A 16,030-nucleotide genomic window follows, 5' to 3' on the forward strand; every position below is an offset into this window, starting at 1 on the left:
TCGAGGCAAGGCTATCGGGACGGCTGTCGCGCTGTCCGAGTGTCCGCTCAGGGCACCTCCGCGAACGCCCGGACGGGGAAGGTGCCGAACGCCTCGACCTTCGGCGGCACTGCGGTGAAGAGCGCGCCGCTCTCCGGCAGCCGGTCGAGCGCGGTGAGGTGCTCGACGACGTGGATGCCGGCGTCGAGCAGGAGGGAGTGCGCGGGGCGAGAGCCGCCGCTCTGGGTGTCGTCGATGTTGAGCGAGTCGATGCCGACGAGCAGCACGCCCGCCTCGACGAGGTGGCGTGCGCCCTCCTCGGTGAGGTACGGCGCGTCGACGCCGTACTCCGGGCGGCCGAAGTGCCTGTCCCATCCCGTGTGCAGCAGCACGGCGGCGCCACCGAGCTCGCGCCCGGCCAGGTCGCCCGGCCGGATCCCGCGCTCGGCCGAGCCCTCGAGGGAGAAGACCTCGGCGGGCAGGCGCACGAGGGTCTCGAGCTCGAGCGACGCGAGGTCTCCGCCCTCCTCGTACCGGTGGTACGGGCTGTCGAGGTAGGTGCCGGTGTTGCCGATCATGGTGAGCACGTCGATCGCGAACTCGGTGCCCGGGTCGTACACGCTGCGCGACTCCTCGCGCGTCAGGTGCGGGGTGATGGTGGGCACGGGCAGGCCGGGGTAGGTCACCATTCCGGCGCGGATGCTGTGGCTCAGGTCGACGAGTCGGGGCACCTGCCCAGTATGGCCGCACCCCGGCCGGCCGTCGCTACTGCAGTTCGATATCCGCGAGCGGTCCGCTCACCACGTCGGGCGACGGCAGCGACGCGGCCGACGGACCCTCCGGGGTCAGGTAGAAGATCGCGGAGAGCTGGTACACGCCCGGCTCCAGCGGCGGGAGGTCCTCGCGGAACGACTCCGCCGAGTCGTCCTCGATCCCGCAGCGCACCGGCAGGATGCTCGCGGGCAGGTCGACGGACGCGCCCGGTTCGAGGTCGATGAGCTGGGCCATCATGATCTGCGGCCCGTTGGTGTGCCACACCGTGATGCCGGCCTCGGACACCGTCATCGCCGGGCTCGCGCCCGTGTAGCCGGTCACCCGCTCCGTGCCGGTGTTGGTGACCGTCACCGTGCCCGTGATGTACTCCGTGCCGACGGGCGCCGTCGCGGGGAAGCGCGGCGTCGCGACCAGCCCGGTCTGCGCGGGCGCGACCTCCGCCAGGGGGCCGCCGCAGAAGTTCACCTTCTCGGCGGGGGCCAGGGAGATCCCGCCCCCGGCGGCGCCCGAGTCGGACACCGCCCCGGGCGCCGGGAGGGGGCCCGACTCGGCGCCGCCACCGCCGCCGGCCTGACCCTCGACCGGGCCGGCGGGGGAGTCGGCGGTGGAGTCCCCGCTCGGGCCGCTGGACAGCGTGGTGACCTCGCCGACGCCGCCCAGGGCGTTCGCCCCGGCGAACCCGATGCCCGCGATGGCCAGCGCGCCCGCGCCGCCGGTGGCCAGTCGCCGCGGGAGACGGCGCCGGCGAGCCCGCCGGAGGACGGCGTCGACGTCGAGCACGCCCGTGGGCGCGTTCGCGGCCGTGTCGCTGAGGAGGGAGCGCGTTGCCGCGCCCTCGCGGGGGTCAGACATGGTGGGCTCCTGATTCTCGGGCGGGTCGTGCGGGGGACTTTGCGGGGGACGATGCGGGCGCCGGCTCGGGTTCGGGCTCCGGGTCGGCGAGTGAGGCATGCAGCTTGCCGAGCGCGTCGCTCAGGTAGCGCTTGACCGCGCCGGGGCTGATGCCCAGGGTGGCGGCGATGTCGTCGACCTTGAGGTCGTCGTAGAAGCGCAGGACGACGCAGGCGCGCTCCCGCGGCGACAGTGCCGCGAGCTCGCCGTGCAGGTCGAGCCTCCGTTCGACGTCCGGCGTGGCCGGGTGGGTGGCCTCGGGCTGGGCGGCGAGGTGGGCGACCGACCGCCATCGCGTTGCGCGGCGCCCGCGGTCGAGGTAGCCGTTGAGGATGGCGCGCCGGACGTACGCCTCGGCACTCGAAACGGAGAAGCCGTTCCGCAGGCGCCCGAACGTCTTCACGAGCGCGTCCTGCACGAGGTCGCGGGCGTCATCCGGGTCACCGCAGACGAGATAGGCGTACCGGGTGAGCTCGTCGCCGCGCCGCTCCACGAGCTCGCGCACGATCCTCTCCCACCGGACTGTCGATGTGCTCACGCGGCAGCGCTCCCATCTAAAGGCGTTCTCGGGTCGGGCGTCACGGCGACGCTTTTTCCCTTCACCTGTACAAACGCACACCCCGACCGGAACGTTGGGGTGCCCGCGGCAGCAGGCTAACTCAGTCGCTTCCGCGCGTCCCTACACTGAGCCCCATGAGCCTTGCCCGGACCGCGGAGCGGTCGTCACTGCCCGGTCGACCGGCGAACGCACCGTGACGGTGCATCATCTCGAGGCGACGCGGGAGACGACGGCCGACGTGTTCGATCCCCGGCATCCGCCCGTGCTCACGGTTGATCCGGGGGACACGATCGTCGTCGACTCGCTCGACGCGTCCGGGCATCTCGCGCGGCAGACCACGCCGGGCGAGGTGCGGCCGAAGCTGTTCGCCGATCCGCGCGGGCACGCCCTCACCGGACCGATCGCGGTGCGGGGCGCTCGCCGCGGCGACATGCTCGCGCTGCGTCTCGTGGACCTGCGGGTCGGCGAGTGGGGCTGGACCGTCGCGGGGGCTGCGGAGACGCCCATCACCCGGCGGCTGGGGCTGGGTGCGGGCGCGCCCTCGTGGCTGCTCTGGGAGCTGGACGCCGAGCGCGGCGTCGCGACGGAGAGCCGCGGCTTCTCCCGCTCGATCGCGCCCTTCCTCGGCGTGATGGGCGTCGCGCCGTCGGCGCCGGGGGAGCACTCGACCATCCCGCCGCGCCCGGAGAGCGGCGGCAACATCGACTGCCGCGAGCTCGTGGCGGGGTCGACCCTCTTCCTGCCGGTGTCCGTGCCGGGCGCGCTGCTGTACCTCGGCGATGGGCACGCGGCGCAGGGCGACGGCGAGGTCGGCGGCACGGCGATCGAGTGCCCCATGCGCACGGAGGCCGTCGTCGACATCGCGCGGGACCGGCCGCTTCGCACGATCCACGCCGAGACGCCGACCGGGCGCATCACCTTCGGGTTCTCCGCGGACCTGGACGAGGCGATGGGCGACGCCCTCGACGCGATGGTGGAGTGGATGTGCGTGCTGCTCGACGTGCCGAAGCCGACGGCGCTCGCGCTGGCGAGCACGGTGGTCGATCTGCGGGTGACGCAGGTCGCGAACCGCACGTGGGGCGTGCACGCCGTGCTGCCCGACGGCGTGCTAACCGGCGCGGTGTGAGCCGGGGTCTGACCGGGGAGGTTTGACCGGCGCCGTCCCCCGCCCCGGCTTCCGCTGAGGGATCAGAGCCGGGCGGTCGGCGCCCGCACGAGCGCGTACGCGCCGTAGGCGATCAGGCCGACCCCGACGACGTGCAGCAGCACGCCGCCGAAGGGGAGTGCGACGAGCGCCCGCAGCGCGCCGTCCATGCCGGTCGCCTGCGATGCGTCGGCGGTGACCGCCGCGATGCCGAGGAGCACTCCGACGATCCCGAGCGCGATCCCTTTGGCGACGTGCCCGAGCACGCCGACCGCGACGGTGAGCTTTCCGGGCAGGCCCTCCGGCACATGGATGTCCCGGCGGAAGTCGGCCGTGACCCCTCGGTAGGCGAACGTGATGCCGACCGCCAGGACGAGAAGGCCCGCGGCCACCAGGGCGACCGCGCCGCCCGGCGTGCGGATGGCCCCGACGCTCAGGGCGTGGATGGTGCGCGCGGCGGAGGAGTGGCCGCCGAGGGCGAAGATGAGGGCGGACCCGGCGACGACGAGGAAGACGAGGGCTTTCGAGCCCTCCATCACGCGGCGGACGATGGCGCGCCGCCTGTCGTCCTCGCGCACGAGGATCGCCTGCGTCACCTGCCAGGTGCCGAGCGCGGCCAGCCCGATGACGACCGCCCAGAGCAGCGCGTAGCCGAGGGGTGTGGCCGTGAGCGAGGCGAGCGCGCCCGTCTCGTCCGCGCGCCCGGCGGCGCCCGAGGAGCCCGGCCCGGGGCGTGAGGTGGCCGCGTTCGATCCGCCGCCGCTCGCGGACGCCGCGCCGGATTCCTCGGCAGCGAGGGCGACGCTGATCGCGATCACGCCGACGATGACGTGCAGCACGCCGCTGACCGCGAAGCCCAGCCGCGCGAGGACGGCGAAGACGCTGCTGCGCTGCGCCTTGCGCGCGAGACGCCTGCCCGGGGACACGGTCGCGCCGCCCGCGCGGATCCCGCTCGCACTCACCGCGGCGGACGCGCGGCGCCACACGGCGTCGCGGTGGCCCGGGTGGCGGTCACAGCGGGTTGCTGCCGGCGGAGGGGAAGTCGAGGTCGTCGAGGCTCTGGACCGGCTGGTCGTCGTGTTCGGTCAGGACAGCTGTGCTGGGGCCGAGCTCTTCGATGCGCTGCCTGAGGGTTGTGACGAGCTCCTCGTCCACGATGTCCGCGGACTCGGTCAGCTCGGGCACCATGATGAGTTGGCTGGCCGGGCCGAGGAGGAGCGTCGCCATGCCCACGCTCCTGTCGCCCAGGAGCACCGGGATCTCCACCGTTCCGGCGGTGTTCACTTTCGCCAGCGCTTCCGAGTAATCGACCACAAGGGACGCGATGGCGTCGCCGGTCACCACAGATTCGCCGGCATAGCGGATACGTCTCATGCTTCATCCCTAGTCGCGCACAGAACCGATAACAACCCGGGCCCTCCCTCCGGCGGGCTCAGGAACCGCGGGTGCCGCCAGTCGGCCTTGGTTGTTCCCGAGGGCTTCGCGAGCAGCGAGGGCATGCGGATGGTGCGGCCGCCGAGTCCGAGGTGCGTTCCGCATACGGTCGCTGAGCTTGTCGAAGCGCCGTGAGGTGCGTCGCGTCCCTTCGACGGGCTCAGGGACCGGGTGCTTCCGCGTGTCTGCGCTGGTTGTCCCGCAGAGCTTCGCGAGCAGCGACGGATTGCGGATGGCCGGGTCGTCCATGCAGGGCCCGTCACCGACACGATCGCTGGTCCGTACGGTCGCTGAGCCTGTCGAAGCGACGTGAGGTGGGTCGTGTCCCTTCGACGGGCTCAGGGACCGTGAGGAACAGGCGTCGGGTAGCAAGGGGAGCATGATCAGCCGCCGGGCGAAGAGGGATCGGGGGAGTGGTCCCGAAGGCTGTCACGGAGGCGGTGTCGGCGGGCGTTCCAGTCCTGGACCGCTCTGCTCTTCGTCGCCAGGTGGCGGGCCTCCCGGTTCGCGCTGATCGACCTCGGTGGGATCAACATGTACCGCCCACCGGTTCTGGTGATGTCCCAGCCGTGATTGTGGAGTAGCAGGTGGTGGTGCTTGCACAGGAGCACGCCGTCGGCGATGTCTGTCTTGCCGTGGTCCCGTTTCCACTGGTTGATGTGGTGGGCTTCGCACCAGGACGGCGGTCGGTCGCAGCCGGGCCACATGCACCCGCCATCTCGGACGGCGAGACCGGTGCGCTGGCGGGAGGTGAAGAGGCGCTGCTCCCGTCCGACGTTCACGCACTGGCCGTCGTCATCGAGCACCACTGCGACCGTTCCGGCCGAACAGATCGCCCGGCGGATGGTGCCGATGCTCACGGCCTCGCCAGTGTCCTGGATCGAGCCGTGTCCCTCGCCGGAATCGAGGCTCTCCTTGGTGACGATCACCCGGACCGCGGGTCGCCTCGACCCGTACACCTGTCCCGGGTCGGCGTCCGCTCCTATGCGCAGCAGCTCGAGGAACCCGTCGGCCGCAAGGCGTTCGGTCGACCGCGGATCGTTGACGATCGCATCGATCCGCTCGCGGTCCTCTTCCTTGACAAAGCGCGGGCCGCCTCGTCTCGGGTTGGTCAGCTCGTCGAGGACGGACAGGAGGAAGGCGCCGGGTTCGGGGGCGTAGAGGAACTTGCCCTCCACCATCCCGTCCGGTCGCTTCCACGCCTTCAGGTGCTGCTGCTCTAGCTGCGCCTTTTCGCGGTCCGCGACCTCGGTGTCGTCCAGGTCGTCGCGCAGTTGGCGTGCTCGGCGGTGGAGTTGGCCTGCCGTCAGAGCCGACGCGTCGTCAAGTAGCTCCTTGGCCGCCTCTCTCAGCGCGTCAGCCGGCACCGACTCCGTCGGCAGTCCCAGCCCCGCTCGGATGGCGTCGGCTTGAGCGATCGAGATCCGCCCGTCCGTGACGGCGTGAGCGATCGGCGCCTGCCACGGAGTCGGCGGGGCTGGGAGTTCCGGGTGCTCGCGCTGAAGAGTCTCCACCGCATCGGTCTCGGCGAGCATCTTGCCCACCTCGACGATTGAGACAGCACCGCCCTTGGTGGCGCCGGTGATGGCCTCGACCATGGCCTGTGGTGTGCGGTAGCCCTCCTGCTGCGCCAACCCTGCTGAACCAAGGTCAGGCATCGAGCGGCGGTTCAACTCGCCCGCGATCCAGGCCGAGAAGGTGTCGCAGGACTGTCTGAGGTCCGCGATAGCGTGCAGCGCGTCGAGGAGATCCTGCTTCGGGAGGAGCGTGAACGCGGCGGGAGAATCGCCCAGGCGCGCGACCGCATCCACTGTGCGGAGGAGCGTCGCTGCCGGGGTTCTCATAGCACACATTCTACCACGTCGAAAGTTTCTTCGATGAAGAACTTTCGCTCCTGCGGAGAAGTCCGACGGCCTGGGGAATGGGATGGCCAGCGTCCCTTCGACAAGCTCAGGGACCGCGCCGGGCGCAGCTGAGAGAACGGGCTGTGTCCCTTCGACAGGCTCAGGGACCGTGGGGGCGCAGTTGACGGAACGACCGGCGTCCCTTCGACAAGCTCAGGGACCGTGGCGGGCACGGTCATAGTCCAGACCAACGTCGCGGCGCGCACCGAAAGAGGCGGCGGAGCGGCGCCCGCAGAGTCGTAATAGAGGTGCCCCCAGCAAGATTCGAACTTGCGCCCCTGCCTCCGGAGGGCAGTGCTCTATCCCCTGAGCTATGGGGGCCAGGGGGAAATGCCTCACCAGGTTAGCACCGGCGGCCACGCCTCCTCGCCATCACCGATCGGTGCGCCGCACCGCAGCGGGCACGCAGCCCGACCGCCCTAGGCTGGGGGGATGGCCGACGAGTCCCTGCGCGACCTGCTGCGCTCCCTTCCCGTGTTCGGTGACGACGTTCCCGAGTTCGATCCGGAGGCCGCGCCGGCCGACCCGCTCGAGCTCCTGGTCGAGTGGCTGCGCCGCGCCATCGAGGCCGGCGTCAGCCAGCCGCACGCCATGGTGCTCGCCACGGCGGACGCCTCCGGGCATCCCTCCGCGCGCACCCTGCTGCTCAAGGACGTGACCACCTCGACCGCCGACGAGCCCGGCGCCGTCTGGTTCGCCAGCCTCTCCGACAGCCCGAAGGGCCGCGACCTCGAGGCGAACCCGCGTGCCGCCCTCCTGCTCTACTGGCGCGAGCAGGGCAGGCAGGTGCGCATCTCCGGCTCCGTCTTCCACGGCGACCGGGATGTGAGCGAGCGGGACTTCCTTGCGCGCCACCCCGCCGCCCGCGCCACCGTGCTCGCGGGCCGGCAGAGCGAGCCGATGCCGTCCGGCGACGAGCTCGAACGCGAGATGGCGAGCGCCCGCGAGTTCGTCGCGGTGAACCCGAACTTCGTGCCCGACACGTGGCGGAGCTACCTCGTTCAGCCGCACAGCGTCGAGTTCTGGCAGTCGGCCCCGCGCCGCGAGCAGCGCCGCCTCCTGTACAGCGCGACCGAGAACGGCGGCTGGCACCGGGACATGCTCTGGCCGTAGGCCGGCCAGCCTGCACACCGAGCGGCAGCGCGCGCAGTCGCACGGGCAGGACCAACAGAACGAGAGCAAGAGAAGAAGGAGTGCCATGGCAGGCAGCGTGACCAACCCGAGCGAGGCGTTCCCGCCCGCGGTGGGGATCCGGCTGGACTACCCGGACCGCTGGGCGCCGCTCGCGGGCGCCGGGGTGCACCTCGCGGTGATCCGGGAGGAGCTGCCCGGGGAGTTCCGGCCGAATGTGGTCGTCACCGTGAAGCGCGTCGACGCATCCTTCACCCTCAGTGCCGCGGTGCAGCAGCTGCGGGCGAAGCTCTCGGGCCTGCCCGAGTACCGCCAGGAGCGTGCCGAGGACCGCCCGGTGCTCGGCACCGACGGCTTTGCCGCCGAGGGAGAGTACGTGCACCCGCAGGCGGGCACCCTGGCGATCGTCACCTCCATGGCCGTGATCACGCGGCCGAACGCCGTCGATCTCATCGAGGTCTCCGGCACCTGCACGGCCGCGCAGGCGGAGACGGTGCTCGACGAGGTGCGGTCGATCATCGACAGCGCCCGCACCGTGAAGACGGCCCTGATGGCGGTTCCCGGGTCCTGATCGGGCGCCCGATCGAGGGTGGCTCGGCGGCGCGTTCGCGCACCCGACGACCGGCCGCGAGCCTCGACTTCTGTTGCGTTTCGTGACGCGCCTCGGAGCATTCGCGGGAAGCGCCTTGCAGAATGGGGAAATGACCAGCAGCCGTCCCCGCCTCGCCGTCGTGCAGGTGACCCGATCCCGGCCGGAGAACGAGGCGTACAACGCCTTCGTCCAGGTACTCAACGGGCGCGTGTGGGCGATGGCCGAGGCCGCGGGCTGGCACGTGCTGCGCCTCGCGGCCGAGGAGCTGGGACCGCGAGCGCTGCTCGCCGCGACGGAAGACGTCGACGCGGTCGTCATCATGGGTGGCGAGGACGTGAGCCCCGCGTTCTACGGCGGCGACGTCGACTACCCCGGTCGCTCCCTCCACTACCGCTCGGCCGACGAGGGCCAGATCGCGCTCGTGCGTCGCGCCGTCGCGGACGGCACGCCGCTGCTCGGCATCTGCCGCGGCGAGCAGATCATCAATGTGGCGCTCGGCGGCACGCTTCACCAGCACATCGAGGACGGCGACCTGCACCGCAACACCGGCGTGCCCATCACCGAGGTGATGGCGGACCACGAGGTGAGACTCGCCCCGGGCAGTCGGATCGCGGACGTGCTCGGCGCCGACACCGTGATCGTGCGCAGCGCTCACCACCAGGCGATCGACCGCGTGGGCGACGGGCTCGTCGTGGCCGCGACCGCGCCAGACGGCGGCATCGAGGCCGTGGAGCACGTGTCCGCGCCGATCACGGGCGTGCAGTGGCACCCCGAGGACGCGCAGGCCGCCGCGGACCAGCTGCCCGCGCTGCTGGAGGCCCTCGCCGCTGCCGCCGTGCCCGCCGTGGAGGCTGGGGAGCGCGCCGCGTAGTACGCCCGCGTCCACGCACGGCGGGATGTTCGCGATTCAGGTTGTGTTGCGACACGCCGCGTTTCGCGGTCCTCAGATGCGGCGTGTCGCAGCTGAGCCTGAATTCGGAAACGTCCGCCGTCCCCTTGCGTCCCTTCGACAGGCTCAGGGACCGTGTGGGCGTCCCTTCGACGGGCTCAGGGACCGTGGCTCGTGGCCTACGGGCGGGCCGAGGAGACCGTCGCGATGGTCGCGGTCATGAGGTCAGCGGGGTCGGTCGGGTCGAGGAAGGCCGCCGAGCGCGCCACGACGCGGTACTCGCCGGTGAACGCCTGCGCGATGCCCTGCCCGGCCTCGGTGCCGTAGTACCCGGCGTCGCCACCGTAGAACGGCACGGCCTGCGACGCCGCGGCCACGGCGTCCTTCTCGCCCTGCAGCACGGCGGGTGCCGGGTGCGCAACGGCCACCTCGATGACCTCGCCGCTCGTCTGGTTGCGGTAGCCGCACGCGACGCCGCCGCTTGCGGCGATCGCGGCGGGCAGGGTGCCCGCGGCCGGCTGGTACCCCGGGTCGACCGAGAAGTTCGGGTTGAAGTCGTAGAGCGCCTGCGCGGGCACGAGGGCGTCGCAGGCGATCGCCACGGGGACGCCCGGCGCGGCGGTGGGCGGAGCGGTCGGCGCGGCGGAGGGGGTCACGACGGCGTCCGGGGTGGCGCTCGCGCTCGCGTCGGGAGTGGCGGAGGGCGCCGCAGAGGGCGTCTCGCTCGGCGTCGCCGAGGGCGCGGGGGCCTCGTCCGACGGGGTGGGACTGCCCGAGGCACCGGGGGCCCCGTCGGTCTGCGTGCAGCCGGTGAGGAGCAGTCCCGCGGCGAGCACGACTGCGGCCGCGGTGAGGCCGCGGGTTCGGGGCAGGGCGGGGGAGGAGGGGTGCGACATCGGCATGCGGGGAACGCTCCTTGCGTCATTCGGCGGACACAGGAGCCGCTGCCGATCTCGCGTCGGCGACCGAACCCCCGGGTCCATTCTCACCGAGGCGGGCGGTGTTCCCGCGCTCCGAGGGAGGCCAGTCGCGCGACGGGTAGGCTTGTCTGCCGTGACTTCCGTGAATCTCTCCCGCTCCATCTACGATCTCGTGGCGACGGCCGCGGACCGGCGAGCGCCGGACTCCGGGGTCACGATCACGGCCGACGATGTCGTGCTCGAGCGCCCCAAGAATCGCGACCACGGCGACTGGGCCACCAACATCGCCATGAAGCTCGCGAAGCGTCTCGGCACGAATCCCCGCGAGTTCGCGGCGGAGATCGCCCGCGACATCGAGGGGCTGCCCGGCGTCGCCTCCGTCGACGTGGCCGGCCCCGGCTTCATCAACATCCGGCTCGAGGCCGCGACCGCTGGCCTCCTGGCCAAGACGATCGTCGAATCCGGCGAGGAGTACGGCCGCGGCACGTCGCTCGCGGGCGTGCGGATCAACCTCGAGTTCGTCTCCGCGAACCCCACCGGCCCGATCCACATCGGCGGCGTCCGCTGGGCGGCCGTGGGCGACAGCCTCGCCCGCATCCTCATCGCCGAGGGCGGCGAGGTGACCCGGGAGTACTACTTCAACGACCACGGCTCGCAGATCGACCGCTTCGCGCGCAGCCTGATGGCCAGCCACCTGGGCGAGCCGGCCCCGGAGGACGGCTACGGCGGCGCCTACATCGGCGACATCGCGTCGCGGGTCGTCGAGCTGTACGACGGCGACATCGACGCGCTGCCCCGCGAGGAGGCGCAGGAGGTCTTCCGCTCCATCGGCGTCGAGCTGATGTTCGGCGAGATCAAGCAGAAGCTGCACGACTTCGGCGTCGACTTCGACGTGTTCTTCCACGAGGACTCGCTGCACGAGTCCGGCGCCGTCGAGCGCGCCATCGAGCGGCTGCGCGAGCTCGGTCACGTCTTCGAGGAGGACGGCGCCATCTGGCTGCGCACCACGACCTTCGGCGACGACCGCGACCGCGTCATCATCCGCAGCAACGGGGAGCCCGCCTACATCTCCGGCGACCTCGGCTACTACCTGAACAAGCGCGAGCGCGGCTTCGAGCAGAACATCATCATGCTGGGCGCCGACCACCACGGCTACGTCGGCCGCATGATGGCCATGGTCGAGGCCTTCGGCGACGTTCCCGGCGTGAACCTGCAGATCCTCATCGGCCAGATGGTCAACCTGCTGAAGGACGGCCAGCCGCTGCGGATGAGCAAGCGCGCCGGCACGATCGTGACGCTCGAGGACCTGGTGGACGCCGTCGGCGTCGATGCGGCCCGCTACGCGCTCGTCCGCTCGTCCACGGACTCGAAGCTCGACATCGACCTCGAGGTGCTGCAGCGCCGCACGAACGACAACCCCGTTTTCTACGTGCAGTACGCCCACGCGCGCACCCGCTCGGTCGCCCGCAACGCGAGCGGCGTCGGCGTCGACCGCAGCGCCTTCGCGCCCGAGCTGCTCACCCACGAGACGGAGTCGATCCTGCTTGGCGTTCTGCAGGAGTTCCCGCGGATCGTGACCCAGGCCGCGGAACTGCGCGAGCCGCACCGCGTCGCCCGGTACATCGAGCAGCTCGCCGGCGCGTACCACCGCTGGTACGACAACTGCCGCGTGACGCCGCTGGGGGAGGAGCCGGTCACCGACCTGCACCGCACCCGGCTCTGGCTGAACGACGCGGTCGGCACCGTCATCCGCAACGCACTCGGGCTGCTCGGGGTCTCCGCACCCGAGCGCATGTAGCGCGGGGACGAGACCACCGTGAGCTCAGCGGCCCAGCCCGCCGCGCGCCCCCGTCGGCGCGGGCGGGCGCTGGGCCGCGTCGCCGTCGTGCTCCTGGTGCTGCTCGTGCTGCTCGGCATCGGCGCTGTCGTGGCGGACGGGGCACTGCGTTCGTACGCGGAGGACCGCGTCGCGGAGGACATCGAGTCGGAGCTGCCCGCCGGCGTGGAGGGGAACGTCGACGTGACGATCGGCGGCGCGTCCGTGATCCTGCAGTACCTCTCCGGATCGTTCGAACGCGTCGACCTCGTCGGGCGCGGCCTGACGGTGAACGGGACGCCCCTCGACGCCCACATCCGGGCGACGGGTGTGCCGGCGGACCGGACGAAGCCCGTCGAGCGCGCCGTCGGCCGTTTCGGCATCGACGAGGCGGCCGTGACCGCGCTGCTCGACGCGTCCATGGACGCCCCCGCCGACGTCGCGCTGACGCGCGGCGCGGTCGAGTACTCGGCCCCGGTGCAGCTGCTCGGCATCGAGCTCACCTACGACGTGACCGCCGAGCCGCGGATCGACGGCGACACGGTGGTCTTCACCCCCACCGACGCCGCGCTCTCGGCGGGGTCCGGGAGCTTCGACGTCGGGAACCTGCTCGGCGAGGAGCGGCTCGCCTCGCTCGCCTTCCCCGTGTGCGCCGCGCAGTACCTGCCGGAGGGCGCGCGGCTGACCGACCTCGACCTCGAGCCCGGCCGCGCCACGGCGACCGTGGAGGCCGAGTCGCTGCAGCTGAGCGGCGACGCCCTCGGCACGGTCGGCTCCTGCGGCTAGCGCCCGCCCGCCCGCTCGCTCTGCCCCTGCCCCGCCCCTGCTCCTGCCCCTACCTCCTGCCCCCGTTCAGCCCGGCTCGGCCCCGCGCGGCCGTAACGTTGCTCCGGCGGCTCCTCGGCATTCAGTAGAATCGCACCGCGTCGTGCTGAGAACAGGGCACGGCGCAGATCGAAAGCGCACAGTGCCTCGGCCTTCGGCGAAACCCGCCGTCCCGTTCGCCTCGCCAGTCCCGTCAACACCCGTGAGGTGATCCGTGCCCGACAACCCGCTCGCCCCCGCGTGGCTCCGCGTGCCCGAGGACGCCAACGCGCTCGCCGACGGTCTCTGGTCGCGCAACGCCCGCCGGGCGGACTCCGGCGAGCTCGAGGTGGCCGGCGTACCCGTCTCCCGCCTGGCCGAGGAGTTCGGCACGCCCCTGTTCGTGCTCGACGAGGCGGACCTGCGTGAGCGCGCCCGCGGAGCCGTCCTGGCGTTCGAGCGCGAGTTCGCGCGCATCGGCTCCGGGGCCAAGGTCTACTACGCGGGCAAGGCGTTCCTCTGCACCGAGGTCGCGCGCTGGGTGACCGCGGCGGGCCTCGGCATCGACGTCGCCAGCGGCGGGGAGCTCGCCGTCGCACTCGCCGCGGGGGTCGACCCCGGCCGGCTCGGCATGCACGGCAACAACAAGGCTCCCTGGGAGATCGACCGCGCCGTGCGCGTGGGACTCGGCACCATCGTGATCGACAGCCTCCAGGAGATCGGCACCGTCGCCGATGCCGCGTCGCGGTTCGGCCGTCGCCAGGCGGTGCGGCTGCGGGTCAACAGCGGCGTGCACGCGAGCACCCACGAGTACCTCGCCACCGCCCGGGAGGACCAGAAGTTCGGCGTCCCGCTCTCCGACGTGGAGGACGCCGTCGCCCGGATCCGCTCGCACGAGAGTCTCGACTTCCTCGGGCTGCACTCCCACATCGGCTCGCAGATCTTCGACACCGACGGCTTCGTCGAGGCGGCCGCCCGGCTGCTCGCGGTGCACGCGCGACTGCTCGAGGGCGGGCCGGTGCCGGAGCTCAACCTCGGCGGCGGGTTCGGCATCGCCTACACGTCGGTCGACGACCCGACCCCGGTCGAGGAGATCGCGCGCCGCATGGCGGACATCGTCCGGGCGGAGTGCGACCGGCTCGGCATCCCCGTGCCCGTCGTCGCCGTCGAGCCCGGCCGGTCCATCGTCGGCCCCTCCACCCTCACGCTCTACACCGTCGGCACGATCAAGGACGTCGAGGTGACCCTGCCGACCGTGCCCGTGCCCGAGGAGGGCGCGTCGAGGCGCGCGACCGCGAACGGCGTCGTGGACGGGACCCTGTCCGTGAACCCGGCGACGGACGGCGACGAGGCCTCGGAGTTCACCGTCGTGCGGAAGTACGTGAGCGTCGACGGCGGCATGAGCGACAACGCGCGGCCGGCGCTGTACGGCGCCGACTACACCGTGCGGATCGCCGGCCGCACCTCGGCAGCGGAGCCGGCCCTCGTGCGCATCGCGGGCAAGCACTGCGAGAGCGGCGACATCGTCGTGCACGCGGACTACCTGCCGGGCGACGTGCGCACGGGCGACCTGGCCGCGCTGCCTGCGACCGGCGCCTACTGCTGGTCGCTCTCCAGCAACTACAACTACCTCGTCCGCCCGGCCGTCGTGGCCGTGCGCGACGGCGAGGCGCGCGCGATCGTGCGCGGCGAGACCGAGGACGACCTGCTCGCGCGGGACCTCGGCGTCGACCGCGGCGCGACGGGCGGAACCCGCGAACAGGACGGCGAATGATCGAATACCGCAATCTCCGGGTGGCCCTGCTCGGCGCAGGCTCCGTCGGCGCCCAGGTGGCGAAGCTCCTGCTCGAGCACGGCGACGAGCTCGCCGCCCGCGTCGGCGCGAGCCTCGAGCTCACCGGAATCGCCGTGCGCGACGTCGACGGCCCGCGCACGGCCGACCTGCCCCGGCACCTCCTCACCACGGACGCGCAGTCCCTCATCCTCGGCGCCGACATCGTCGTGGAGCTGATCGGCGGCATCGAGCCCGCCCGCACGCACGTGCTGCAGGCCCTCAACTCCGGGGCCGACGTCATCACCGCCAACAAGGCGCTGCTCGCGACCCACGGACCCGAGCTGTTCGATGCCGCGGAGCAGGTGGGCGCGCAGCTCTACTACGAGGCCGCCGTGGCCGGCGCGATCCCCATCATCCGCCCGCTGCGGGACAGCCTCGCCGGCGACCGCGTGCGCCGCATCCTCGGCATCGTCAACGGCACGACCAACTTCATCCTCGACCGCATGGACCGGGACGGCGGCAGCTTCCAGGACGCCCTGGCCACCGCCACCGAGCTCGGCTACGCGGAGGCGGACCCGACGGCGGACATCGAGGGCTACGACGCCGCGCAGAAGGCCGCCATCCTCGCGAGTCTCGCGTTCCACACGACCGTGCCGCTCGAGGCCGTGCACCGTCAGGGCATCACGGCGATCACCGGCGCCGAGATCGAATCCGCGCGCCGGGCCGGCTACGTGCTGAAGCTCCTCGCCATCTGCGAGCGCCTCGCCGACCCCGTGACCGGTCAGGAGGGCGTGTCCGCCCGCGTGTACCCGGCGCTCGTCAGCCGCGACCACCCGCTCGCCGCGGTGCACGGCGCGAACAATGCCGTGTTCGTCGAGGCCGAGGCGGCCGGCAGCCTGATGTTCTACGGCGCGGGAGCCGGGGGACTGGAGACCGCCTCAGCCGTGCTCGGCGACCTCGTCTCGGCTGCGCGACGGCACGTCGTCGGGGGCCCCGGAGTCGCGGAGTCCACCCACGCCGACCTCCCCGTGCTGCCCATCGGCAGCATCACGACCCGGTACCAGATCACGCTCGAGGTCGCCGACGAACCCGGCGTGCTCGCGCGCATCGCGTCCCTGTTCAGCGAGCACGAGGTCTCGGTGGAGACCCTCGTGCAGAGCGTCGCTCAGGCCGGAGCGCCTGCGCGGGGTGGGGCACGGTCCACCGCTACCCTGGTGATCGGCACGCACGCGGCCACGGATGCAGCCCTCGCGGCGACCGTCGCGGCCGTCGCCGAAAGCGACGTCGTCGACGCGGTGACGAGCGTGCTGAGGGTCGAGGGAGCGTGATGGCTTCACGCCTGAAGGCTCACGGCGGCACCGCCGCGGTGTCGTGCGTAATGAAGAGAAGGAGCCTGATGGCTCCCGACGGCACCGCCGC

General features: G+C 72.3%; 15 protein-coding genes and 1 tRNA gene. 8 read left to right on the top strand and 8 right to left on the bottom strand.

All coding sequences use genetic code 11. The annotated features are described in order from the left end of the window. Positions 1-47: 47 nt before the first annotated feature. The 3 genes from DAI20_RS10425 to DAI20_RS10435 are packed head-to-tail and all read right to left on the bottom strand — an operon-like array spanning position 48 to position 2,182. The gene (locus DAI20_RS10425) at positions 48-710 is read right to left on the bottom strand and encodes a cyclase family protein (protein WP_108250467.1); all 663 of its coding nucleotides are present in this window, start codon (positions 708-710) and stop codon (positions 48-50) included. 34 nt (positions 711-744) lie between these two features. Continuing rightward, positions 745-1,605, bottom strand: a complete 861-nt coding sequence (locus tag DAI20_RS10430; protein ID WP_108250468.1) for a hypothetical protein — start codon at positions 1,603-1,605, stop codon at positions 745-747. Next, the gene (locus DAI20_RS10435; protein WP_108250469.1) at positions 1,598-2,182 is read right to left on the bottom strand and encodes an RNA polymerase sigma factor; all 585 of its coding nucleotides are present in this window, start codon (positions 2,180-2,182) and stop codon (positions 1,598-1,600) included. The genes DAI20_RS10430 and DAI20_RS10435 overlap by 8 nt, the downstream gene beginning before the upstream one ends. Before the next feature lie 214 nt (positions 2,183-2,396). On the opposite strand from DAI20_RS10435, the gene DAI20_RS10440 reads away from it, so the two are divergent. After that, positions 2,397-3,329, top strand: a complete 933-nt coding sequence (locus DAI20_RS10440; RefSeq protein ID WP_108250470.1) for an acetamidase/formamidase family protein — start codon at positions 2,397-2,399, stop codon at positions 3,327-3,329. A 62-nt stretch (positions 3,330-3,391) separates the two neighbouring features. Here DAI20_RS10440 and DAI20_RS10445 read toward each other — a convergent pair whose 3' ends face one another. The 4 genes from DAI20_RS10445 to DAI20_RS10460 all read right to left on the bottom strand — a co-directional run bounded on the left by DAI20_RS10445 (position 3,392) and on the right by DAI20_RS10460 (position 7,006). After that, a complete protein-coding gene (locus tag DAI20_RS10445) occupies positions 3,392-4,309 on the bottom strand; it encodes a DUF1206 domain-containing protein (RefSeq protein WP_240606010.1) in 918 nt (305 codons plus the stop codon). Between the two features lie 49 nt (positions 4,310-4,358). Then, positions 4,359-4,721: a hypothetical protein gene (locus tag DAI20_RS10450; RefSeq protein ID WP_159084994.1), complete on the bottom strand. Its 363-nt coding sequence runs from the start codon at positions 4,719-4,721 to the stop codon at positions 4,359-4,361. A gap of 443 nt (positions 4,722-5,164) precedes the next feature. Continuing rightward, entirely contained in the window at positions 5,165-6,625 is a 1,461-nt protein-coding gene (locus tag DAI20_RS10455; RefSeq protein WP_159084995.1) for an HNH endonuclease signature motif containing protein, read from the bottom strand. A gap of 309 nt (positions 6,626-6,934) precedes the next feature. Then, positions 6,935-7,006 (bottom strand) — tRNA-Arg (locus tag DAI20_RS10460). A gap of 111 nt (positions 7,007-7,117) precedes the next feature. On the opposite strand from DAI20_RS10460, the gene DAI20_RS10465 reads away from it, so the two are divergent. The 3 genes from DAI20_RS10465 to DAI20_RS10475 all read left to right on the top strand — a co-directional run bounded on the left by DAI20_RS10465 (position 7,118) and on the right by DAI20_RS10475 (position 9,279). After that, entirely contained in the window at positions 7,118-7,798 is a 681-nt protein-coding gene (locus DAI20_RS10465) for a pyridoxine/pyridoxamine 5'-phosphate oxidase (RefSeq protein WP_108250473.1), read from the top strand. An 85-nt stretch (positions 7,799-7,883) separates the two neighbouring features. Further along, a complete protein-coding gene (locus DAI20_RS10470; RefSeq protein ID WP_108250474.1) occupies positions 7,884-8,387 on the top strand; it encodes an LpqN/LpqT family lipoprotein in 504 nt (167 codons plus the stop codon). Positions 8,388-8,517: 130 nt separating this feature from the next. Further along, positions 8,518-9,279: a gamma-glutamyl-gamma-aminobutyrate hydrolase family protein gene (locus DAI20_RS10475; protein WP_108250475.1), complete on the top strand. Its 762-nt coding sequence runs from the start codon at positions 8,518-8,520 to the stop codon at positions 9,277-9,279. A gap of 197 nt (positions 9,280-9,476) precedes the next feature. Here DAI20_RS10475 and DAI20_RS10480 read toward each other — a convergent pair whose 3' ends face one another. Continuing rightward, positions 9,477-10,199 carry a hypothetical protein gene (locus tag DAI20_RS10480; RefSeq protein WP_108250476.1) on the bottom strand — a complete coding sequence of 241 codons (723 nt, stop codon included), beginning with the start codon at positions 10,197-10,199 and terminating at the stop codon, positions 9,477-9,479. 151 nt (positions 10,200-10,350) lie between these two features. Here DAI20_RS10480 and argS point away from each other — a divergent pair, with 151 nt between their 5' ends. From argS to DAI20_RS10500, 4 genes are all read left to right on the top strand, one after another. Then, on the top strand, positions 10,351-12,015 hold the full coding sequence (gene argS / locus DAI20_RS10485; protein ID WP_108250477.1) for an arginine--tRNA ligase: 1,665 nt from the start codon (positions 10,351-10,353) through the stop codon (positions 12,013-12,015). 18 nt (positions 12,016-12,033) lie between these two features. Further along, positions 12,034-12,819: an LmeA family phospholipid-binding protein gene (locus DAI20_RS10490; protein WP_108250478.1), complete on the top strand. Its 786-nt coding sequence runs from the start codon at positions 12,034-12,036 to the stop codon at positions 12,817-12,819. A 253-nt stretch (positions 12,820-13,072) separates the two neighbouring features. Continuing rightward, positions 13,073-14,611, top strand: a complete 1,539-nt coding sequence (locus DAI20_RS10495) for a diaminopimelate decarboxylase family protein (protein WP_108250479.1) — start codon at positions 13,073-13,075, stop codon at positions 14,609-14,611. Then, on the top strand, positions 14,608-15,939 hold the full coding sequence (locus tag DAI20_RS10500; protein ID WP_108250480.1) for a homoserine dehydrogenase: 1,332 nt from the start codon (positions 14,608-14,610) through the stop codon (positions 15,937-15,939). The genes DAI20_RS10495 and DAI20_RS10500 overlap by 4 nt, the downstream gene beginning before the upstream one ends. Positions 15,940-16,030 lie beyond the last annotated feature (91 nt).

The organism is Planctomonas deserti, from assembly GCF_003067705.1.
Classification (GTDB): domain Bacteria; phylum Actinomycetota; class Actinomycetes; order Actinomycetales; family Microbacteriaceae; genus Planctomonas; species Planctomonas deserti.